The sequence below is a fragment of the Serratia sp. ID 25-353 genome, from assembly GCF_054792795.1.
In genome coordinates this window covers 3,775,468-3,797,729 of sequence record NZ_CM139236.1, presented here as the reverse complement: position 1 = coordinate 3,797,729, position 22,262 = coordinate 3,775,468, and the positions used below count along the sequence as shown (strand labels likewise).

The 22,262-nt window shown below is 57.8% G+C and carries 21 protein-coding genes and 2 tRNA genes; 19 read left to right on the top strand and 4 right to left on the bottom strand.

Annotated features, from left to right (window positions below; all coding sequences use genetic code 11):
* Positions 1-77 precede the first annotated feature (77 nt).
* From rplU to cgtA, 4 genes are all read left to right on the top strand, one after another.
* Positions 78-389, top strand: coding sequence for a 50S ribosomal protein L21 (gene rplU, locus ACYF6X_RS18335; protein WP_004933561.1), 312 nt, complete (start codon positions 78-80; stop codon positions 387-389).
* A gap of 17 nt (positions 390-406) precedes the next feature.
* Positions 407-664, top strand: coding sequence for a 50S ribosomal protein L27 (gene rpmA, locus ACYF6X_RS18330; RefSeq protein ID WP_004933559.1), 258 nt, complete (start codon positions 407-409; stop codon positions 662-664).
* 105 nt (positions 665-769) lie between these two features.
* Complete coding sequence (locus ACYF6X_RS18325) at positions 770-1,741, top strand: DMT family transporter (RefSeq protein WP_130017358.1); 972 nt, start codon at positions 770-772, stop codon at positions 1,739-1,741.
* A 16-nt stretch (positions 1,742-1,757) separates the two neighbouring features.
* Positions 1,758-2,930, top strand: a complete 1,173-nt coding sequence (gene cgtA, locus ACYF6X_RS18320) for an Obg family GTPase CgtA (protein ID WP_025305047.1) — start codon at positions 1,758-1,760, stop codon at positions 2,928-2,930.
* A gap of 36 nt (positions 2,931-2,966) precedes the next feature.
* Here the strand turns inward: cgtA and pmrB are convergent, their stop codons facing one another.
* Genes pmrB through dacB form a run of 3 tightly spaced genes read right to left on the bottom strand, consistent with a single transcriptional unit; the run spans position 2,967 to position 6,129 of the window.
* Positions 2,967-4,028, bottom strand: coding sequence for a two-component system sensor histidine kinase PmrB (gene pmrB / locus ACYF6X_RS18315; protein WP_063991608.1), 1,062 nt, complete (start codon positions 4,026-4,028; stop codon positions 2,967-2,969).
* Positions 4,025-4,687: a two-component system response regulator PmrA gene (gene pmrA, locus ACYF6X_RS18310; protein WP_019453348.1), complete on the bottom strand. Its 663-nt coding sequence runs from the start codon at positions 4,685-4,687 to the stop codon at positions 4,025-4,027. Before pmrA ends, pmrB begins: the two co-directional genes overlap by 4 nt.
* 8 nt (positions 4,688-4,695) lie before the next feature.
* Complete coding sequence (dacB, locus tag ACYF6X_RS18305) at positions 4,696-6,129, bottom strand: serine-type D-Ala-D-Ala carboxypeptidase (protein WP_025305050.1); 1,434 nt, start codon at positions 6,127-6,129, stop codon at positions 4,696-4,698.
* Between the two features lie 256 nt (positions 6,130-6,385).
* Between dacB and greA the strand changes: the two genes are divergently transcribed.
* The gene (greA, locus tag ACYF6X_RS18300) at positions 6,386-6,862 is read left to right on the top strand and encodes a transcription elongation factor GreA (protein ID WP_025305051.1); all 477 of its coding nucleotides are present in this window, start codon (positions 6,386-6,388) and stop codon (positions 6,860-6,862) included.
* Positions 6,863-6,974: 112 nt separating this feature from the next.
* Here greA and yhbY read toward each other — a convergent pair whose 3' ends face one another.
* Positions 6,975-7,268 (bottom strand): ribosome assembly RNA-binding protein YhbY, encoded by a 294-nt coding sequence (gene yhbY / locus ACYF6X_RS18295; protein WP_004933536.1) that lies wholly within the window; start codon positions 7,266-7,268, stop codon positions 6,975-6,977.
* Between the two features lie 143 nt (positions 7,269-7,411).
* On the opposite strand from yhbY, the gene rlmE reads away from it, so the two are divergent.
* The 14 genes from rlmE to pnp all read left to right on the top strand — a co-directional run bounded on the left by rlmE (position 7,412) and on the right by pnp (position 22,253).
* Positions 7,412-8,041, top strand: a complete 630-nt coding sequence (rlmE, locus tag ACYF6X_RS18290; RefSeq protein ID WP_004933533.1) for a 23S rRNA (uridine(2552)-2'-O)-methyltransferase RlmE — start codon at positions 7,412-7,414, stop codon at positions 8,039-8,041.
* Between the two features lie 56 nt (positions 8,042-8,097).
* Positions 8,098-10,029: an ATP-dependent zinc metalloprotease FtsH gene (gene ftsH / locus ACYF6X_RS18285; RefSeq protein ID WP_004933529.1), complete on the top strand. Its 1,932-nt coding sequence runs from the start codon at positions 8,098-8,100 to the stop codon at positions 10,027-10,029.
* Between the two features lie 91 nt (positions 10,030-10,120).
* Positions 10,121-10,957 (top strand): dihydropteroate synthase, encoded by an 837-nt coding sequence (folP, locus tag ACYF6X_RS18280; protein ID WP_130017359.1) that lies wholly within the window; start codon positions 10,121-10,123, stop codon positions 10,955-10,957.
* Positions 10,958-10,961: 4 nt separating this feature from the next.
* Positions 10,962-12,299, top strand: coding sequence for a phosphoglucosamine mutase (gene glmM, locus ACYF6X_RS18275; protein WP_063991606.1), 1,338 nt, complete (start codon positions 10,962-10,964; stop codon positions 12,297-12,299).
* A gap of 220 nt (positions 12,300-12,519) precedes the next feature.
* Entirely contained in the window at positions 12,520-12,855 is a 336-nt protein-coding gene (secG, locus tag ACYF6X_RS18270; protein ID WP_004933519.1) for a preprotein translocase subunit SecG, read from the top strand.
* A gap of 70 nt (positions 12,856-12,925) precedes the next feature.
* Positions 12,926-13,012, top strand: a tRNA-Leu gene (locus ACYF6X_RS18265).
* Positions 13,013-13,072: 60 nt separating this feature from the next.
* Positions 13,073-13,149 (top strand) — tRNA-Met (locus ACYF6X_RS18260).
* 217 nt (positions 13,150-13,366) lie between these two features.
* Positions 13,367-13,819, top strand: coding sequence for a ribosome maturation factor RimP (gene rimP / locus ACYF6X_RS18255; RefSeq protein ID WP_004933515.1), 453 nt, complete (start codon positions 13,367-13,369; stop codon positions 13,817-13,819).
* A 21-nt stretch (positions 13,820-13,840) separates the two neighbouring features.
* Entirely contained in the window at positions 13,841-15,349 is a 1,509-nt protein-coding gene (gene nusA / locus ACYF6X_RS18250; protein ID WP_019453340.1) for a transcription termination factor NusA, read from the top strand.
* 23 nt (positions 15,350-15,372) lie between these two features.
* The gene (infB, locus tag ACYF6X_RS18245; protein WP_033652759.1) at positions 15,373-18,060 is read left to right on the top strand and encodes a translation initiation factor IF-2; all 2,688 of its coding nucleotides are present in this window, start codon (positions 15,373-15,375) and stop codon (positions 18,058-18,060) included.
* A 70-nt stretch (positions 18,061-18,130) separates the two neighbouring features.
* Positions 18,131-18,541, top strand: coding sequence for a 30S ribosome-binding factor RbfA (rbfA, locus tag ACYF6X_RS18240; protein ID WP_004933508.1), 411 nt, complete (start codon positions 18,131-18,133; stop codon positions 18,539-18,541).
* A complete protein-coding gene (gene truB, locus ACYF6X_RS18235; protein WP_039567792.1) occupies positions 18,541-19,485 on the top strand; it encodes a tRNA pseudouridine(55) synthase TruB in 945 nt (314 codons plus the stop codon). The genes rbfA and truB overlap by 1 nt, the downstream gene beginning before the upstream one ends.
* A gap of 124 nt (positions 19,486-19,609) precedes the next feature.
* Complete coding sequence (gene rpsO / locus ACYF6X_RS18230) at positions 19,610-19,879, top strand: 30S ribosomal protein S15 (RefSeq protein WP_004933502.1); 270 nt, start codon at positions 19,610-19,612, stop codon at positions 19,877-19,879.
* A 256-nt stretch (positions 19,880-20,135) separates the two neighbouring features.
* Complete coding sequence (gene pnp, locus ACYF6X_RS18225) at positions 20,136-22,253, top strand: polyribonucleotide nucleotidyltransferase (RefSeq protein ID WP_025305055.1); 2,118 nt, start codon at positions 20,136-20,138, stop codon at positions 22,251-22,253.
* Positions 22,254-22,262 lie beyond the last annotated feature (9 nt).

The window sequence follows — 22,262 nt, the reverse complement described above, 5'->3', positions numbered from 1 at the left end:
GAATTCGCGCCCTATTGTGAATATTTATAGCGCGCTCTGAACTAACACAGTCGGGCACGCGGAAAGCGGAGTTTTATATGTACGCGGTTTTCCAAAGTGGTGGTAAACAACACCGAGTAAGCGAAGGTCAGACCGTTCGCTTGGAAAAGCTGGACATCGCAACTGGTGAAGCGGTTGAGTTTGACCAGATTCTGATGATCGCTAATGGCGAAGATATCAAAATCGGCGTTCCTTTCGTCGATGGCGGCAAGATCAAAGCTGAAGTTGTTGCTCACGGTCGTGGCGAGAAAATTAAAATTGTTAAGTTTCGTCGTCGTAAACACCACCGTAAGCAGCAGGGCCACCGTCAGTGGTTCACTGACGTTAAAATCACCGGCATCAGCGCTTAAGTTAGGAGAGCGGATTAATGGCACACAAAAAGGCTGGCGGCTCGACTCGTAACGGTCGCGATTCAGAAGCTAAACGTCTGGGCGTAAAACGCTTTGGCGGCGAAGCAGTACTGGCAGGCAGCATCATCGTTCGTCAGCGCGGCACCAAATTCCACGCTGGTACCAACGTGGGTTGCGGCAAAGACCACACTCTGTTTGCTTTGAAAGACGGTAAAGTCAAATTCGAAGTTAAAGGCCCGAGCAATCGTAAATTCATCAGCATCGAAGCTGAATAATTTTTCGAGCCTTACGAAATAGATGTAAGCCCCGCAATTCGTTGCGGGGCTTTTTACATTTATGGGTTGCCTGAGGGCAGGCCCGTCAGCGTTGGCGAAGGTGATATGGATACGAAGCAGCAGGTCGGCGTTGGCATTTCTCTGGCGTTAACCACGGCGGTTTGCTGGGGCGCGTTGCCGATCGCGATGAAAGAAGTGTTGGTGGTGATGGAGCCGTTTACCGTTGTCTGGTATCGCTTTACCATGGCCGCCATCGGCTTGGGCGTGATCCTCGCGGTGCGCGGCAAGCTGCCGCCGCTGACGATGTTCCGCCAGCCGCGTTGGCTGCTGCTGTTGGCGATCGCGACGGCGGGGCTGCTGGGCAACTTTGTGTTCTTCAGTTCCTCGCTGCAATACCTGAGCCCGACGGCGTCGCAGGTGATTGGCCAGCTGTCGCCGGTCGGCATGATGTTCGCCAGCGTGCTGATTTTAAAAGAACGCATGCGTATCACCCAGGTCATTGGCGCCCTGATGCTGATTTGCGGACTGATGCTGTTTTTCAACGTCAGTCTGATAGAGATCTTCACCCGGCTGACGGACTACACGCTGGGCGTCATGCTGGGCGTGTGCGCGGCGATGGTCTGGGTGAGCTACGGCGTGGCCCAGAAGGTGTTGCTGCGCCGACTGGCTTCGCCGCAGATCCTGGTTATGTTGTACACTTTATGTGCGATAGCGTTGTTCCCTCTGGCCAAACCCGAGGTGATTTTCCAGCTGAGCGGCTGGCAATTGTCGTGCCTGCTGTTTTGCGGCGCCAACACGCTGATCGGCTATGGCGCGCTGGCAGAGGCGATGGCGCGCTGGCAGGCGGCGCAGGTGAGCGCGTTGGTTACGCTGACCCCGCTGTTTACCCTGCTGTTTTCAGATTTATTGGCGCTGGCCTGGCCCCAGACTTTCGCCGCGCCGACGCTGAACATCGTCGGCTATGTCGGTGCGTTTGTGGTTGTGGCGGGCGCCATGTTTTCCGCAATTGGTCACCGGTGGTGGCCGCGACGGGCAGACCCCCCCCTGGTTGCTCCTTTGAAGCAGCCCGGTGAATGATTTACGGAGACGGTAAATGAAGTTTGTAGATGAAGCAGCGATTCTGGTCGTTGCAGGCGACGGCGGTAACGGATGCGTCAGCTTCCGCCGCGAAAAATATATCCCCAACGGTGGGCCTGATGGTGGCGACGGCGGCGACGGCGGCGACGTCTACCTGCTGGCGGACGAGAACCTCAACACCCTGATCGACTACCGTTTTGAGAAGTCTTTCCGCGCCGAGCGCGGCCAGAATGGCCAGAGCCGCGACTGTACCGGTAAACGCGGTAAAGACGTCATCATCAAGGTGCCGGTCGGCACGCGCGTGAAGGATCAGGGCACCGGCGAGATCCTCGGCGACATGACCCGCCATGAGCAGAAGCTGATGGTCGCCAAAGGCGGCTGGCACGGCCTGGGCAACACCCGTTTCAAATCTTCGGTCAACCGTGCACCGCGTCAGAAGACGCTGGGTACCGCCGGCGAAGCGCGCGACCTGTTGCTGGAGCTGTTGCTGCTGGCCGATGTAGGCATGCTGGGGCTGCCGAACGCCGGTAAATCGACCTTCATCCGCGCGGTGTCCGCCGCCAAGCCGAAGGTGGCCGATTATCCGTTTACCACGCTGGTGCCGAGCCTGGGCGTGGTGCGCATGGACCACGAGCAGAGCTTTGTGGTTGCCGACATTCCGGGGTTGATCGAGGGTGCCTCCGAAGGCGCGGGCCTGGGCATTCGCTTCCTGAAACACCTGGAGCGTTGCCGCGTGCTGCTGCACCTGGTGGATATCGCGCCGATCGACGAAACCGATCCGGTGGAAAACGCCAAAGTGATCATCAACGAGTTGAACCAATACAGCGAAAATCTGGCGCAGAAGCCACGCTGGCTGGTGTTCAACAAAATTGATGTGATTGGTGAGGAAGAAGCCGCCGAACGCGCCAAAGCGATTGTGGAAGGCATGGGCTGGGAAGGGAAGTACTACATGATCTCCGCCGCCAACCGCGAAGGCGTCAACGCGCTGTGCTGGGACGTGATGAACTTCATCAACACTCAGCCGAAAGCGATGGCGATCGAAGAAAGCGCACCGGAAAAAGTCGAATTCATGTGGGATGACTACCACCGCGAGCAAATCGCGGAAGTGGAAGCCGAAGCGGAAGATGACTGGGATGATGACTGGGACGAAGACGACGACGAAGGCGTCGAAATCATTTACCAGAAGTGATTCGGTGATAAAGGGCTCAGCAACGCTGGGCCCTTGTTATTTAAGCGCCTTTTCCGGTAGCCAACACTGGGCGTTCAGGCCGCGCACATCGCGGCGATTTTCCAGCGTCAAACGGCCCTGATGCAGTTGCGCGATGCGGATCACGATATTCAAGCCCAGTCCGCTGCCGCCGTAGCGTTGATCCATGCGGCGAAACGCCTGTGTCAGCTCCCCGACCATCTCCTCCTTGATACCTGGGCCATCGTCGATGACCTGCAGCAGATAGCCGTTGTCTTGCGGTGTTAACCGCACCTGTATCGCCCCGCCTTCCGGGCCGTAACGGTGGGCGTTTTCGACCAGGTTGCGCAGCAGCAGCCGCAGCAGCACCGGATCGCCGTTCACCGCGGCGACGGCCGGCAATTGCCAATCCAGCGTCTGCCCGCGTTGGGCGGTCATTTCGTCGAGCTCTTCACGCAGCGGTTGAATCACATCGGCTACCCAATCGAAATGCTGATAATGGCCGCTGGCGAAGTCTTGCCCGGCGCGCGACAGCATCAGCAACTGCTCGACGGTGTGCATCAGCTGATCGATGCGGGCGATCAGCGCCTGGCTGCCCTTGACGCCCTGCTTTTCCATCAGTTCCAGATGCAGGCGGATGCCGGCCAGCGGCGTGCGCAGCTCATGGGCGGCGTCGGCGGTGAACAGGCGTTCCTGTTGAATGGTGTTATCCAGCCGTGAAAACAGCTGATTGAGTGCATTGGTGACCGCCACCATTTCCTGGCTGTCGCTGGTGATTGGCAGCGGCGTCAGGTTATCGGCAGAGCGCTTTTCCAGCCGCTGCTGCAATTGGTTTAGCGGGCGGATGATCCAGCTGATGGCCCAAAACGACGCCAGCAGCGTGACGACCATCATGATCAGCGAAGGCGCCAGCAGCGACGCGATGGCCTCGGCGATCTCGGTATCGACGCGTTCGGTACGCACTTTGGCGGACAGGGTTTCGTCCACCAGGAAGCTGATCTGCTCCTGGCTTTCGTGCCACAGCCAGAAGGCGCTGATGAGTTGCGTGACCAGCAGGATCAGCGCCAGCATCAGCAGCAGGCGGCGGCGCATGCTGATCATGACGAGGGTTCCAGGCGGTAGCCGATGCCGCGCACGGTGCGGATGCGATCCTTGCCCAGTTTGCGGCGCAGGTTGTGGATGTGCACTTCCAGCGTGTTGGAACCCAAGTCGTCCTGCCAGGTGTAGAGATCTTGCTGCAGGAGTTCACGGTTGACCGTTTGGCCGGCACGCATGATAAGACGCGCCAGAATGGCGAATTCTTTCGGCGTGACCTCCACCGGTTGCTGCTGCAGATAGACCTGCTGGCTGGAGAGGTTCAACTGCAGGTCATCCACCTGCATCAGATTGTCGCTGTGGCCCTGGTAGCGCCGCAGGAGGGCGCGCACGCGCGCCTGCAGCTCGACCAGCGCGAAGGGTTTGACCAGGTAGTCATCGGCGCCGGCATCCAGCCCGTCGACGCGGTCTTCCAGCGCATCGCGGGCGGTCAGGATCAGCACCGGCAGATCGATCTGCTGGCGGCGCCACTGCCGCAGCAGCGCGGCGCCGTCCATGTCCGGCAGGCCGAGATCCAGGATCACCATGCTGTATTGGCTGGTGATGAGCAGGCTGTTGGCCTCCGCCGCCGTAGCGGCGCAGTCGCAGACGTAGCCTTCGCCGGTCAGCGCCAGCGCCAGCCCCTGTTGCAGCAGTTCATCATCCTCAACGACCAGCAGCTTCATGGCGATCCTCAGTTGTTTTGGTAAATATCCCGATACAGGCGGCTTTCGAAGCGTACCAGCGGTGCGCGGCGCTGTTTCTGATCTTCCGGCGGTACGGCATAACCGGAAAGATACTGCACGAAGGCCATGCGCTGGCCGCTGGCGGTGGTGATGAAGCCCGCCAGGTTGTACACGCCCTGCAGCGCGCCGGTTTTGGCCGACACTTTGCCGTCGACGCCGGCTTCGTGTAGGCCGCCGCGGTAGCGCAAGGTGCCGTCATAGCCGGACAGCGGCAGCATCGAGATGAAGTTCAGCTCGTTGTCGTGCTGCGCGATGTACTGCAACGCTTGCATCATGGTCGCCGGCGCCAGCAGGTTGTGGCGCGACAGGCCGGAACCGTCGGCGATGATGGTATTGCCCAGATCGATGCCGGCCTTCTGGCGCAGCACCTGCCGCACCGCATCGGAACCCGCTCGCCAGGTGCCCGGTACGCCGAAGCGCTCGTGGCCGATGGTGCGGAAGACGGTATCGGCGATCATGTTGTCCGATTTCTTCAGCATGATCTTCAACAGATCGTGCAGTGGCGCCGACTGGGTTTGCGCGATCACCGTGCCGGTGATGCCAGGGCGCGTCTGGCGTTTCAAATGCCCGTCGATCTGGATACCGGCCTGCGTCAGTTCGTCTTTCAAGATGGCGCCCGCATAGCTGGCGCCGTCCTGGATGGCGAAGGCCAGCGGCAGCGGTTCGCTGCGCTGCGTCAGGCAGCCGGTCAGGGTAAAGCGGTTCAGCTCGCCCGGCACCACGTCCAGCTCGCAGTACTGCGCGTCTGCAGAGCCGCGCGCCAGGGTGCGCACCTGGCTAAACATATTGACGGGATAATAGGAGGCGACGCGGATAAACGCCATGTCGCCCGGATTCGGCGCGCTGTAGAGCGAGACCGAGAAACAGTTGCGATCGACGATGGCGGCGGCCGGCGGTGCGCTGAAGCACTGCGTTAGATCGTTCCACGGCCAGCCGGGCGCCTTGTCATGGCTGGCGAAGACCGAGGTGTCGACCAGCACGTCGCCGCTGATTTGGCGCACGCCCTGTTTCTTCAGGACGGCCACCATATTGCGCAGGCTCTGGCGTTTGAAGGTCGGATCGCCGCTGAAGCGGGCGATCAGGTTGCCGCGCAGCACGCCGTCGCGGATATCGCCCTGGCTCTCCAGCGTGGTGGTGAAACGGTAATCGGGCCCGAGTTGCAGCAATGCCGCCAGCGCCGTCAGCACTTTTTGGGTACTGGCCGGCAGCGCCATCTGCTGAGAGTGATAATCGATCGTCGGCGCGCCGGCACCGATTTTCTGAACGACCAGGGCAAGGTTGGCCCCATCAGGCAGATATTGTGTGTACTCTTCAACCGGGGCCGCATTCGCATTCAGAACAAATGCGCAAGCCAATGCACTGACAATTCGTGAAAAACGCATAATCTCGGGATAACAGCTGGATAACGTGCCGTCATACTACGGTGCAATCAGGGAAAAAGTAAACGATGACCCTCAAGGAACTCTAGGCTAAAATGCGTATCAAAATGCAAAACCAATCTTGGCTTGGGCCTCGTTCCGAGTCAGGTTTCTTTTGTTTGTCGCCTGGAGGCGGGTGGCGGTATGCCAACCGTGTTTTCATACGAATACGTCAGGATGACGGTTATTTGAACAGGAAAGATTTAGAGGTATTTATACGATGAACCAAATTCCGATGACCTTGTTTGGCGCTGAAAAACTGCGCGAAGAGCTCGAATATCTGAAAAGCGTGCGCCGCCCGAAAATCATTGCGGATATCGCTGACGCCCGTGAGCACGGCGATTTGAAAGAGAATGCCGAGTACCACGCCGCCCGCGAACAGCAGGGTTTCTGCGAAGGCCGCATTCAGGAAATCGAAGCCAAGCTGTCCAATGCTCAGGTGATCGATATCACCAAGATGCCGAACACCGGCCGAGTGATCTTCGGAGCCACCGTATCGGTGATGAATCTGGACAGTGAAGAAGAAGTGACTTACCGCATCGTTGGTGACGATGAGGCCGATTTCAAGAAAAATCTGATTTCGGTAAACTCGCCGATGGCGCGCGGCCTGATCGGCAAAGAGCAAGACGACGTAGTGGTGATCAAAACCCCCGGCGGCGACGTTGAGTATGAGATCCTGAAGGTCGAGTATCTCTGATCGAGGCCGTTGGTCACTAATGCGCCAACGTTTTGTAAAGATAGGAAAAAGGCCGCGAGCGGCCTTTTATCTTGGTCAGGCGCATGGCACCTTTTCGTTAACCTGATGGTTATTAACGCGGTAGACTGATCTTGCGCTCTTTCGACGGGCGGTAAAGAATAAGCGTACTGCCGATAACTTGCACATTGCAGGCGCCCGTTTCACGCACGATAGCATCGGCGATCAGGGTTTTGGTTTCGCGATCTTCAGCGGCGATTTTTACCTTGATCAGCTCATGATGCTCCAGAGCCTGTTCAATTTCAGCCAGCACCCCTTCGGTAAGACCGTTATTGCCCAGCATCACCACCGGTTTTAACGGATGCGCCAGGCCTTTCAGGTGCTGTTTTTGTTTATTATTCAGATTCATTGTCTTTTTTGCTTAAGTTGGGATTGAAAACGGTACATTCTACCGCCATCTCATGTATATCACCAAATCGGTCTTCACCGGTGTGAGTCTACGTGAGCAGCGACCCTGACATAAGACTCTTTTTATGATAGTTGGAAAACGAGATGGCTAATAAAAAGCGTTCGGCTAGCTCCAGTCGCTGGTTACAAGAACACTTTAGCGATAAATATGTACAGCAGGCGCAGAAAAAGGGACTGCGTTCCCGTGCCTGGTTTAAACTTGATGAAATACAGCAGAGCGACAAACTGTTCAAACCGGGCATGACCGTGGTTGATCTCGGTGCCGCGCCGGGTGGCTGGTCGCAGTATGTGGTCACCCAAATCGGCGGTACCGGGCGTATCATCGCCTGTGATATTTTGCCAATGGATCCTATCGTTGGCGTCGATTTCCTTCAGGGCGATTTTCGTGATGAACTGGTGCTGAAGGCGCTGTTGGAACGAGTAGGCGAGAGTAAGGTTCAGGTGGTCATGTCCGATATGGCCCCGAATATGAGTGGCACCCCGGCGGTCGATATTCCAAGGTCGATGTATCTGGTGGAGTTGGCGCTGGATATGTGTCGTGATGTCCTCGCACCAGGTGGAAGTTTCCTGGTGAAGGTGTTCCAGGGAGATGGCTTTGACGAGTACCTACGGGAAATTCGCTCCCTGTTTACGAAGGTTAAGATTCGTAAGCCAGACGCTTCCCGCGCTCGTTCGCGCGAAGTGTACATTGTAGCGACAGGGCGCAAACTGTAGTACCCTAACGCTGTTTGTTAACACAGTTGTAAGATGAGGTTAATCCCTTGAGTGACATGGCGAAAAACCTAATTCTCTGGTTAGTCATCGCGGTAGTGTTGATGTCTGTATTCCAGAGCTTTGGGCCCAGCGAGTCGAATGGCCGTAGGGTGGATTACTCTACCTTCATGTCCGAACTGACCCAAGATCAGGTTCGCGAAGCGCGAATCAACGGACGTGAAATTAACGTTACCAAGAAAGACAGTAACAAATACACGACCTACATCCCTGTCAACGATCCTAAGTTGCTGGATACGTTGTTAACGAAGAATGTGAAAGTTGTCGGCGAGCCGCCTGAAGAGCCGAGCCTGCTGGCTTCTATCTTTATCTCTTGGTTCCCGATGCTGTTGCTGATCGGGGTCTGGATCTTCTTTATGCGGCAAATGCAGGGCGGCGGCGGCAAGGGCGCGATGTCCTTCGGCAAGAGCAAGGCCCGCATGCTGACGGAAGACCAGATCAAGACCACTTTCGCCGATGTCGCCGGTTGTGACGAAGCGAAAGAAGAGGTGAGCGAACTGGTGGAATACCTGCGCGAACCGAGCCGTTTCCAGAAATTGGGCGGCAAGATCCCGAAAGGCGTGTTGATGGTTGGCCCGCCGGGGACCGGTAAAACGCTGTTGGCGAAAGCGATCGCCGGCGAAGCGAAGGTACCGTTCTTCACCATTTCCGGTTCCGACTTCGTCGAAATGTTCGTCGGCGTGGGTGCATCCCGCGTGCGCGACATGTTCGAACAAGCGAAGAAAGCCGCGCCGTGCATCATCTTCATCGATGAAATCGACGCCGTCGGCCGCCAGCGTGGCGCCGGCCTGGGTGGCGGTCACGATGAGCGCGAGCAGACTCTGAACCAGATGCTGGTTGAGATGGACGGTTTCGAAGGCAACGAGGGCATCATCGTCATCGCGGCTACCAACCGTCCGGACGTGCTTGACCCGGCGCTGCTGCGCCCGGGCCGTTTCGACCGTCAGGTCGTGGTCGGGCTGCCGGATGTGCGTGGCCGTGAGCAGATCCTGAAGGTGCACATGCGCCGCGTGCCGTTAGCCGCAGACATCGACGCCTCCGTCATTGCGCGCGGTACGCCGGGCTTCTCCGGTGCTGACCTGGCTAACCTGGTCAACGAAGCGGCGCTGTTCGCCGCCCGTGGCAATAAGCGCGTGGTGTCGATGGTGGAGTTCGAGAAAGCCAAAGACAAGATCATGATGGGTGCGGAACGCCGCTCCATGGTGATGACCGAAGCGCAGAAAGAGTCGACCGCGTATCACGAAGCGGGCCACGCCATCATTGGCCGCCTGGTTCCCGAACACGATCCGGTACACAAGGTGACGATCATTCCTCGTGGCCGTGCGCTCGGCGTGACCTTCTTCCTGCCGGAAGGGGATGCGATCAGCGCCAGCCGTCAGAAGCTGGAGAGCCAAATCTCTACCCTGTACGGCGGTCGTCTGGCGGAAGAGATCATCTACGGGCCGGAAAAAGTCTCTACCGGTGCGTCGAACGACATCAAAGTGGCGACCTCCATCGCCCGTAACATGGTGACCCAGTGGGGCTTCTCCGAGAAGCTGGGGCCGCTGCTGTATGCGGAAGAAGAGGGCGAAGTGTTCCTGGGCCGTTCCGTGGCCAAGGCGAAGCACATGTCGGATGAAACCGCGCGTATTATCGACCAGGAAGTGAAGTCGCTGATCGAGCGTAACTACACGCGTGCTCGCTCGCTGTTGATGGAAAACATGGACATCCTGCACTCGATGAAGGATGCGCTGATGAAGTATGAAACCATCGATGCGCCGCAGATCGACGATCTGATGAACCGCAAAGACGTGCGTCCGCCGGCGGGCTGGGACGATGCGAACAAAGGCAACAGCTCTGACAACGGTGGCACCCCGAAAGCCCCGACGCCGGTAGATGAGCCTCGCACCCCAACGCCGGGCAACACCATGTCCGAACAGCTCGACAAGTAACAGCGGCTGTGTAATAACATCAAACCCCGGCATGCCGGGGTTTTTTTTGCCCGGCGGGCAGTGAACCAGGCAACAGTAAGGTGGACCAACCATGCAGTTAACCGTGCGCGACATGACGCTCAATCTCTCCCATCCGCAGGTGATGGGTATCCTCAACGTGACGCCGGATTCGTTTTCCGACGGCGGCCGCCACAACACCCTGAACCAGGCACTGCTGCATGCGCATGCGCTGATTTCGGCCGGCGCCACGATGATCGATATCGGCGGTGAATCGACAAGGCCGGGGGCGGCGGAAGTGAGCGAAGAGGAGGAGCTTGAGCGGGTCGTGCCGGTGGTGGAAGCGCTGGCGCAGCGTTTTGAAGTCTTTATCTCTGTCGATACCTCGAAAGCGGGCGTGATCCGCGAATCGGCGCATGCCGGCGCACATCTAATCAACGACATTCGTTCGCTGCAGGAGCCGGGTGCCCTGGCAGCGGCGGTGGAAAGCGAGCTGCCGGTCTGTCTGATGCATATGCAAGGGCAGCCGCGCACCATGCAACAGGCGCCGCACTACAATGACCTGATTGCCGACGTTCAGGCGTTTTTCGAGCACCATATCCGGCGCTGTAACGAGGCGGGGATAACAAATCAGAAATTGCTGCTCGACCCAGGCTTCGGTTTCGGTAAAAATTTGGCGCACAACTATCAGCTTCTGGCACGGTTGTCGGAGTTTCATCGTTTCGGTTTGCCGCTGTTGGTCGGCATGTCGCGCAAATCGATGGTAGGACAACTGCTGAACGTACCACCGGATCAACGGGTTATCGGCAGCGTGGCCTGTGCGGTAATCGCGGCGATGCAGGGCGCGCAGATTGTCAGAGTGCATGACGTTAAAGAAACCGTCGAGGCGATGCGTGTCGTCGAGGCAACACTTTCAGCTAAGGGACAGTAGAGACATGAGCGAGCGCAAATATTTTGGCACCGACGGCATCCGTGGCAAGGTCGGGGACAGCCCCATCACGCCGGACTTCGTGCTGAAGCTGGGCTGGGCGGCCGGTAAAGTGCTGGCGCGTCACGGTTCCCGCAAGATCATCATCGGTAAGGATACGCGCATCTCCGGCTATATGCTGGAGTCCGCTCTGGAAGCCGGCCTGGCGGCCGCAGGGTTGTCCGCCTCTTTCACCGGGCCGATGCCAACCCCGGCGGTGGCTTATCTGACGCGCACTTTCCGCGCTGAAGCGGGCATCGTCATCTCCGCTTCGCATAACCCGTTTTATGACAACGGCATCAAGTTCTTCTCGATCGACGGGGCCAAGCTGCCGGACAACGTCGAAGAAGCTATCGAAGCCGAGATGGAAAAGCCGCTGACCTGCGTGGAGTCCGCCGAGCTGGGTAAAGCCAGCCGCATCATCGACGCCGCCGGCCGCTACATCGAATTCTGCAAAGGCACCTTCCCGAGCGAGCTGAGCCTGAAGGGGCTGAAAATTGTGGTCGACTGCGCCAACGGAGCGACTTACCACATCGCACCGAGCGTGCTGCGCGAGCTGGGCGCCACGGTGATCGCCATCGGCGTTGAGCCGGACGGCATGAATATCAACGAAAAATGCGGCGCTACCGACGTGCGTCAGCTGCAGGAGCGCGTGCTGCAGGAAAAAGCGCACGTAGGCCTGGCGTTTGACGGCGACGGCGACCGCGTGATGATGGTGGATCACCTGGGCAACAAGGTGGACGGCGATCAGATCCTGTACATCATCGCCCGTGAAGGCCTGCGTCAGGGCCAGCTGCGCGGCGGCGCAGTCGGCACTCTGATGAGTAATATGGGGCTGGAGCTGGCGCTGAAACAGCTGGGCATTCCGTTCGCTCGCGCCAAAGTGGGCGACCGCTATGTGTTGGAGAAGCTGCAGGAGCTGGGCTGGCGCATCGGTGCGGAAAACTCCGGCCATGTGATCCTGCTGGACAAAACCACCACCGGCGACGGCATCGTGGCCGGGCTGCAGGTGCTGACCGCCATGGTGCGCAACCACATGAGCCTGCATGACCTGTGCAGCGGCATGAAGCTGCTGCCGCAGATTCTGGTCAACGTGCGCTTCGCCGGCGATCACAATCCGCTGGAGTCTGAAGCGGTGCGTAAAGTCACCGAGCAGGTGGAAGCCGAACTGGCCGGCCGCGGCCGGGTGCTGCTGCGCAAATCGGGCACCGAACCGCTGATCCGCGTAATGGTGGAAGGCGAGGACGAGCAGCAGGTGACCACGCTGGCGCATCGCATCGCCGACGCGGTGAAATCCGCCGGTTAAAACAGTCAGTTAGCCGCCGGGCTCGGCGAAGCTGAGCCCGGAGAGGCGATTGTTGGCGTTTTTTTCCGCAAACGCGCCGGCGGCTGCAAATTGCCCTTGCGCGGGTTGGCGGCTTTGGTTAGTATTCACACCCGCTTCAGTAGGCAGTTTATAAAAACGCCTGCTTGATGAGTGTGAAGCATTTGGCATGCGGTGAGGCCGCAAGGATACGGGTACTACTATGTACGAAGCTCTTCTGGTAATTTTCCTGCTGATTTCAATCGGGCTGGTTGCTCTGATTATGTTGCAGCAAGGTAAAGGCGCTGACATGGGAGCCTCTTTCGGAGCAGGTGCATCAGGCACATTGTTCGGTTCGAGTGGTTCCGGTAACTTTATGACCCGCATGACTGCTGTGCTGGCGACGCTGTTCTTCGTCATCAGCCTGATTCTGGGCAACCTCAGCAGCAACCAAAGCAAGAAAGGCAGCGAGTGGGAAAACCTGGGTCAGCCAGTGAAAACTGAGCAGACAACCGCGCCGGCAGCACCTGCCAAGCCGAGCAGCGACATCCCGCAGTAAGCCGCAAAAAAGTTTGTAAACGGTGGTTGTGAACTCGAAAAAACAACGGCCGTTAGCAGTAAGAATCAGTACCGAGGTGGTGGAATTGGTAGACACGCTACCTTGAGGTGGTAGTGCCCTAACGGGCTTGTGGGTTCGAGTCCCATCCTCGGTACCAAATCCCAGAGATAACTTGCAATTTTGCGATTATCGGCGTAGTATTTGCCACGTTTTCGGACGCGGGGTGGAGCAGCCTGGTAGCTCGTCGGGCTCATAACCCGAAGGTCGTCGGTTCAAATCCGGCCCCCGCAACCACTTTCCTTTAAGTGTTTATTTTCAAATACACTTTTCGATTGAAATCCGCTTTTCTCGATCAACATTTGAAAATGACACTTGCTCGAAAGTTGTACCGAGGCCGCCTAGCGGCAAACAGGGTCCAGTTGCATAAAGCCCCGATTTTTCGGGGTTTTTTGTTATTTGGCAACAGAATCACTGGGCTATTTAGCCCTTTTTTTATGTCTTGGGGGTGGGCTTGTCCACATTAGAGCAACAGTTAACAGAGATGCTTTCGGCACCGGTAGAAGCGTTGGGCTTTGAGCTTGTAGGCATCGAATTCATTCGTGCGCGCCAATCGACGCTCCGCATCTATATTGATAGTGATAACGGCATCAATGTTGATGATTGCGCTGATGTCAGCCACCAGGTCAGCGCTGTATTGGACGTCGAAGATCCAATCACGGTCGCTTACAACTTGGAAGTCTCCTCTCCTGGCCTTGATCGCCCGATGTTCACCGCAGAACACTATACGCGTTACCTCGGTGAAGAAGTCAGCCTGGTCCTGCGCATGGCGGTACAGAACCGTCGCAAGTGGCAGGGTATTATCAAGTCTGTCGAAGGCGAGATGATCACGGTTACTGTGGAAGGGAAAGATGAAGTGTTCGCGCTGAGCAACATCCAGAAAGCGAACCTGGTACCCCACTTTTAAAGTTTGGAAGAGGCAACTAGGATGAACAAAGAGATTCTGGCTGTTGTTGAAGCAGTTTCCAATGAAAAATCCCTTCCGCGCGAGAAGATTTTCGAAGCGCTGGAAACTGCATTAGCCACCGCAACCAAGAAAAAATACGAGCAGGAAATCGACGTGCGCGTCAGCATTGACCGCAGAACCGGCGATTTCGACACCTTCCGCCGTTGGGTCGCCGTAGACGAGGTGACTCAGCCAACGCGTGAAATCACGCTGGAAGCCGCTCAGTTTGAAGATCCGAGCATCGAGCTCGGCGGCTACGTCGAAGATCAGATCGAATCCGTGACCTTTGACCGTATCACCACCCAAACCGCCAAGCAGGTTATCGTGCAGAAAGTGCGTGAAGCCGAGCGTGCGATGGTGGTCGACGCTTTCCGTGAGCACGAAGGTGAGATCGTCACCGGCGTGGTGAAGAAAGTGAACCGTGACAGCATCGCGCTGGATCTGGGCAACAACGCTGAAGCGGTGATTGGCCGTGAAGACATGCTGCCGCGCGAAAACTTCCGTCCGGGCGACCGCATTCGCGGCGTACTGTACGCCGTGCGTCCTGAAGCTCGCGGCGCGCAGCTGTTTGTCAGCCGTTCCAGCTCGGAAATGCTGAAAGAACTGTTCCGCATCGAAGTGCCGGAAATCGGCGAAGAAGTGATCGAAATTAAAGCGGCAGCCCGCGATCCAGGCTCCCGCGCGAAAATTGCAGTGAAAACCAACGACAAGCGCATCGACCCGGTCGGCGCCTGCGTAGGTATGCGCGGTGCGCGCGTTCAGGCCGTGTCGAGCGAGCTCGGCGGCGAACGCATCGACATCATCCTGTGGGATGATAACCCAGCGCAATTCGTCATCAACGCCATGGCGCCGGCCGACGTCGCGTCGATCGTGGTAGATGAAGATAACTGCACCATGGATATCGCCGTTGAAGCCAGCAACCTGGCACAGGCGATCGGCCGTAACGGCCAAAACGTGCGTTTGGCTTCCCAGCTGCTGAAACAACACCGCGGCGACGATCGTTGGGAACTGAACGTGATGACGGCGGACGACCTGCAGGCCAAGCACCAGGCCGAGGCTCATGCCGCTATTGATACCTTCACCAAGTATCTTGATATCGACGAAGATTTCGCCACCGTACTGGTTGAAGAAGGCTTCTCCACGCTGGAAGAACTGGCCTACGTGCCGATCAAAGAGCTGTTGGAAATCGACGGTCTGGATGAAGATACGGTTGAAGCATTGCGCGAACGCGCCAAAGCTGCATTGACCACGCTGGCCCTGGCACAAGAAGAAAGCCTGGGCGACAACAAACCGGCCGACGATTTGCTCAACCTGCCGGGTCTTGAGCGCAGCATGGCCTTTAAACTGGCCGCGCGTGGGGTTTGTACGCTGGAAGATCTTGCCGAGCAGGGTGTTGACGATCTGGCTGATATTGAAGGGCTTAGCGACGAGCAAGCCGGTGAGCTGATCATGGCTGCACGCAATATCTGTTGGTTTGGCGACAACGCGTAATAACTGTAGCAGGAAGGAACAGCATGACGACAGATGTAACCGTAAAATCGCTGGCAGCAGAGATTCAGACTCCGGTTGATCGCCTGGTACAGCAGTTTGCTGATGCAGGGATCAACAAGTCCGAGTCGGACTCTGTTACCCAGCAAGAAAAAGAAACATTGCTGGCGCACCTGAACCGTGAACACGGCAGCGCGCCGGGTAAACTCACTTTGCAGCGCAAAACGCGCAGCACCTTGAATATTCCGAGCACCGGCGGTAAAAGTAAATCGGTGCAAATTGAGGTCCGCAAGAAACGCACTTATGTAAATCGCGATACGCAGGAAGCCCAGTTGGCTGAAGCGGCAGAGCAGGCACAGCGTGAAGCGGAAGAGCAGGCACGGCGCGAAGCGGAAGAGCTCGCAAAACGCGAAGCGGAAGCGAAGCGCGCAGCCGAAGAGCAAGCCAAACGTGAGGCCGCGGAGATTGCTAAGCGTAATTCAGCGGAAAAAGAAAAAGTGACCAATCAACATACCGACGAAATGACCAAGCCAGCTCAGGCGGAAAAAGCACGCCGTGAAGCCGAAGCCGCGGAACTGAAACGCAAAGCGGAAGAGGAAGTGCGCCGCAAGGTTGAAGAGGAAGCCAAGCGCGTGGCGGAAGAAGCCCGCCGCATGGCCGAAGAGAACGGCGAGAAGTGGGCCCAGGCAGACGCGGCAAGCGCCGCGGTTGAAAGCGCCGACTATCACGTGACCACCTCTCAGCACGCCCGTGCCGCTGAAGACGAAAACGACGCCAAAGTTGAAGGCGATCGTCGCAGCCGCACCCGCGGCGGCAAAGCCACCAAGCAGAAGAAAGGCAACAAGCTGTCCGAGTCCAAAGCGGATCGTGAAGAGGCGCGTGCCGTTACCCGTGGCGGTAAAGGCAAACGCAAGCCTAGCGCTCTGCAGCAGGGCTTCAACAAGCCGGCGCAGGTGGTTAACCGTGACGTGGTGATCGGCGAAACCATCACCGTGGCCGAGCTGGCCAACAAGATGGCGGTAAAAGGTTCTCAGGTCATCAAAGTGATGATGAAGCTGGGCGCCATGGCCACCATCAACCAGGTTATCGACCAGGAAACCGCACAGCTGGTTGCCGAAGAGATGGGCCACAAAGTTATCCTGCGCCGTGAAAACGAGCTGGAAGAAGCGCTGATGAGCGACCGTGATACGGGCGCTGCGGCCGAGCCGCGCGCGCCGGTTGTGACCATCATGGGCCACGTTGACCACGGTAAAACCTCTCTGCTGGACTACATCCGCTCCACCAAAGTGGCGGCGGGCGAAGCCGGCGGCATTACCCAGCACATCGGTGCCTACCACGTAGAAACCGAGAACGGCATGATCACCTTCCTGGATACTCCGGGCCACGCCGCGTTTACCTCGATGCGTGCTCGCGGTGCTCAGGCGACTGACATCGTGGTTCTGGTGGTGGCGGCCGACGACGGCGTGATGCCACAGACCATCGAAGCTATCCAGCACGCGAAAGCGGCGCAGGTGCCGTTGGTGGTTGCGGTGAACAAAATCGACAAGCCGGAAGCCGATCCGGACCGCGTTAAGCAGGAACTGTCTCAGTACGGCGTTATGCCGGAAGAGTGGGGCGGCGAAGCGCAGTTCGTCCACGTGTCCGCGAAAGCCGGTACCGGTATCGACGAGCTGCTGCAGGCTATCCTGCTGCAGGCCGAAGTTCTGGAACTGAAAGCAGTTCGCAGCGGCATGGCGAGCGGCGTGGTGATCGAGTCCTTCCTGGATAAAGGCCGTGGCCCTGTGGCTACCGTGCTGGTTCAGGAAGGTACGCTGAACAAGGGCGATATCGTTCTGTGCGGCTTCGAATACGGCCGTGTGCGTGCGATGCGCGACGAATTGGGCCGTGACGTGACTTCCGCCGGTCCGTCTATCCCTGTGGAAATCCTGGGTCTGTCCAGCGTGCCTGCAGCGGGTGACGAAGCGACCGTGGTGCGTGATGAGAAGAAAGCGCGTGAAGTGGCGCTGTACCGTCAGGGCAAATTCCGCGAAGTCAAACTGGCGCGTCAGCAGAAGTCCAAGCTGGAAAACATGTTCGCCAACATGACCGACGGCGAAGTGTCCGAGCTGAACATCGTACTGAAGTCCGACGTACAGGGTTCTTGCGAAGCGATCAGCGACTCGCTGCTGAAACTCTCCACCGACGAAGTGAAGGTGAAGATTGTCGGCTCCGGCGTAGGTGGTATCACCGAAACCGACGCGACGCTGGCTGCGGCATCCAACGCCATCATCCTGGGCTTCAACGTGCGTGCCGACGCTTCTGCGCGCCGCGTAATCGAAGCGGAAAGCCTGGATCTGCGTTACTACTCCGTGATCTATAACCTGATCGACGAAGTGAAGCAGGCGATGAGCGGTATGCTGGCGCCGGAATACAAGCAGCAGATCATCGGCCTGGCCGAAGTGCGCGACGTGTTCAAATCGCCTAAGTTCGGTGCTATCGCCGGCTGTATGGTTACCGAAGGGACCATCAAGCGTCACAACCCAATCCGTGTACTGCGCGACAACGTGGTTATCTATGAAGGCGAGCTGGAATCCCTGCGCCGCTTCAAGGATGACGTTAACGAAGTCCGTAACGGCATGGAATGTGGTATCGGCGTTAAGAACTATAACGACGTGCGCGTCGGCGACATGATCGAAGTGTTCGAAATCATTGAGATCCAACGCACCATCGCTTAACGATTGCACATCTGCTTATATCTGTTTACGGGGGGCCTTTGTGCCCCCCGATTTGTCTGGAGAATCCAAAATGGCAAAAGAATTCAGCCGCGGTCAACGCGTGGCGCAAGAGATGCAGAAAGAGATTGCGATCATTCTGCAGCGTGAAGTGAAAGATCCGCGCGTCGGCATGGCGACCGTTTCCGGCGTGGAAGTGTCCCGTGACCTGGCGTATGCCAAGGTTTACGTCACCTTCCTGAACGTGCTGACCGAGAACCACGATCCGGATCTGGTCACCAACGGCATTAAAGCGTTGCAGGACGCTTCCGGTTACATCCGCACCCTGCTGGGCAAAGCGATGCGCCTGCGCGTGGTGCCGGAGTTGACCTTCGCCTACGACAACTCCCTGGTGGAAGGCATGCGCATGTCCAACCTGGTGACCAACGTGGTGAAGAACGACGCCGAGCGCCGTTCCGCCTCAGGCGATGACAAGGAGGATTAATGAGTCGCCCTCGTCGCCGCGGCCGTGATATCCACGGCGTGCTGTTGCTGGACAAGCCACAGGGTTTGTCGTCCAACGATGCGCTGCAAAAAGTAAAACGCCTGTACAACGCCAACCGGGCGGGCCATACCGGCGCGCTCGATCCGTTGGCGACCGGCATGCTGCCTATCTGCCTGGGCGAAGCGACCAAGTTTTCGCAATACCTGCTCGATTCCGACAAGCGTTATCGGGTGATCGCCAAGCTGGGGCAGCGTACCGATACCTCCGACGCCGACGGCCAGATCGTGCAGGAGCGCCCGGTGAATTTCACCCAGGCGCAGCTCGATGCGGCGCTGGACACCTTCCGCGGTGATATCCAGCAGGTGCCGTCGATGTATTCGGCGCTGAAATACCAGGGCAAGAAACTCTACGAGTATGCGCGCCAGGGCATTGAAGTGCCGCGCGAAGCGCGCAGCATCACGGTGTACGAGCTGCAGTTTATCCGCTGGGAAGGGGATGAGCTGGAGCTGGAGATCCACTGCTCGAAAGGCACCTACATCCGCACCATCACCGACGATCTCGGCGAGCTGCTGGGCTGCGGCGCACACGTGATCTATCTGCGCCGCCTGCAGGTGGCGACTTACCCGATCGCGCGCATGGTGACGCTGGAACAGCTGAACGCCTTGCTGGCGCAGGCGCAGGAACAGGCGATCGCGCCCGGCGAGCTGCTCGATCCGCTGCTGATGCCGATGGACAGCCCGGTTGAGAACTATCCGGAAGTGAATTTGCTGCCGGTGGTAGCGGGCTACGTCAAGCAGGGGCAACCGGTGCAAGTGGCCGGCGCGCCGGCTTCCGGCCTGGTGCGCATCACCGAGGGTGAAGAGCGAAAATTCATCGGCGTTGGCGACATCGCCGAGGATGGTCGCGTGGCGCCGCGCCGCCTGGTGGTCGAGCATTTCGACTGACGGCGGGGCACTGCGTCGCCTTGCGATCGCACTGCGCTAAGAGTAGAATGGCGCAGCTTATGCATTGGGTTGCTGAATTAGAGATCGGCGCCTGTTTTTATTATCTATAATCTGGAGTATTACAATGTCTCTAAGTGTTGAAGCTAAAGCTCAAATCGTAGCTGATTTCGGTCGTGGTACTAACGACAGCGGTTCTACCGAAGTTCAGGTTGCCCTGCTGACTGCGCAGATCAACCATCTGCAAGGCCACTTCTCCGAGCACAAAAAAGATCACCACAGCCGTCGTGGTCTGCTGCGTATGGTTTCTCAGCGTCGTAAGCTGCTGGACTACCTGAAGCGTAAAGATGTAGCACGTTACACCAGCCTGATCGAGCGTCTGGGTCTGCGTCGCTAATCTAGCAAGTTTCAGTGGAAAGGGGCCTATTTTGGCCCCTTTCTTCTAGGAAGCATAAGCAAATCAGGTTAATGTATTACTGATGTTTCCAAACAGGTTCTTCCGTTACAGAGGTTCGCGCGGCTAATGAGAGGCTTTATCTCCCGCCTGAGATAAGGATTGTCATTAGTCGCGAGGATGTAGTGAGAAGGCAAATCGAGTCACAGGCGTGTCGAGTCGTCAATGCGATTGCGCGCCGCTAATCAAGGATATAATTTTGCTGACACCGATCATTCGCAAATTCCAGTATGGCCAGCATACCGTCACCATCGAAACCGGTATGATGGCTCGTCAGGCCACCGCCGCCGTTATGGTGAGCATGGATGACACCGCCGTATTCGTTACCGTCGTTGGCCAGAAAAAAGCCAAGCCGGGCCAGAGCTTCTTCCCGCTGACCGTTAACTACCAAGAGCGTACTTACGCCGCCGGCCGTATCCCAGGCAGCTTCTTCCGTCGCGAAGGCCGTCCGAGCGAAGGCGAGACGCTGACTTCCCGTCTGATTGACCGTCCGATCCGCCCACTGTTCCCGGACAGCTTCCTGAACGAAGTTCAGGTGATCGCGACCGTGGTTTCCGTTAACCCGCAGGTGAACCCGGACATCGTTGCGATGATCGGCGCCTCTGCCGCCCTGAGCCTGTCCGGCATTCCGTTCAACGGCCCAATCGGCGCAGCGCGCGTAGGTTACATCAACGATCAGTACGTGCTGAACCCGACGACTGACGAGCTGAAAGAAAGCCGTCTGGACCTGGTGGTTGCCGGTACTGCCGGCGCGGTGCTGATGGTTGAATCCGAAGCGGAAGTGCTGAGCGAAGATCAGATGCTGGGCGCCGTGGTGTTCGGCCACGACCAGCAGCAAGTGGTTATTGAAAACATCAACTCCCTGGTTGCCGAAGCCGGCAAGCCGAAGTGGGATTGGCAGGCCCCAGCGGTCAACGAAGCGCTGCACGCGCGCGTGGCTGAACTGGCTGAAGCTCGCCTGGGCGACGCTTACCACATCACCGAAAAACAAGAGCGTTACGCTCAGGTTGACGCGATCAAAGACAGCGTTGTTGAAACCCTGCTGGCGCAGGACGAAACGCTGGACGCCGGCGAAATCCAGGACATCCTGGGCAACGTCGAGAAGAACGTGGTGCGTAGCCGCGTACTGCGTGGCGAGCCGCGTATCGACGGCCGTGAAAAAGACATGATCCGTGGCCTGGACGTGCGCACCGGCGTACTACCGCGCACCCACGGTTCCGCGCTGTTCACCCGTGGTGAAACTCAGGCGCTGGTTACCGCGACCCTGGGCACCGCGCGCGACGCGCAGAACCTGGACGAGCTGATGGGCGAGAAGACCGACAGCTTCCTGTTCCACTACAACTTCCCTCCGTACTCCGTAGGCGAAACCGGCATGGTCGGTTCTCCTAAGCGTCGTGAAATCGGTCACGGTCGCCTGGCGAAACGCGGCGTATTGGCTATGATGCCTAAACCGGAAGATTTCCCGTACACGGTTCGCGTAGTGTCTGAAATCACCGAATCCAACGGTTCTTCTTCCATGGCTTCCGTGTGCGGCGCGTCTCTGGCGCTGATGGACGCCGGTGTGCCAATCAAGGCTGCCGTTGCGGGTATCGCGATGGGCCTGGTGAAAGAAGCCGATAACTTTGTGGTTCTGTCAGACATTCTGGGTGACGAAGATCACCTGGGTGACATGGACTTTAAAGTGGCCGGTAGCCGCGACGGTATCACCGCGCTGCAGATGGACATTAAAATCGAAGGCATCACCCGCGAAATCATGCAGGTGGCTCTGAACCAGGCCAAGGGCGCGCGTCTGCACATCCTGGGCGTGATGGAACAGGCTATCAGCTCCCCGCGCGGCGATATCTCCGAATTCGCACCGCGTATTCATACTATCCGCATCAACCCGGATAAAATCAAAGACGTGATCGGTAAGGGCGGTTCCGTTATCCGCGCGCTGACCGAAGAGACTGGCACTACCATCGAAATCGAAGATGATGGTACAGTTAAAATCGCTGCGACCGACGGTGAGAAGGCGAAATTCGCTATCCGTCGTATCGAAGAGATCACGGCAGAGATCGAAGTGGGCCGTATCTACCAGGGTAAAGTGACCCGTATCGTTGATTTCGGCGCATTCGTCGCCATCGGCGGTGGTAAAGAAGGTCTGGTACACATTTCTCAGATCGCCGACAAGCGCGTCGAGAAAGTGACCGACTATCTGCAGATGGGTCAGGAAGTGCCGGTTAAGGTACTGGAAGTTGACCGTCAGGGCCGCGTGCGTCTGAGCATCAAAGAAGCGATGGCGCCAGAAGCGGGTTCACCTGCGCCTGAAGCAGAATAACTGTATAGA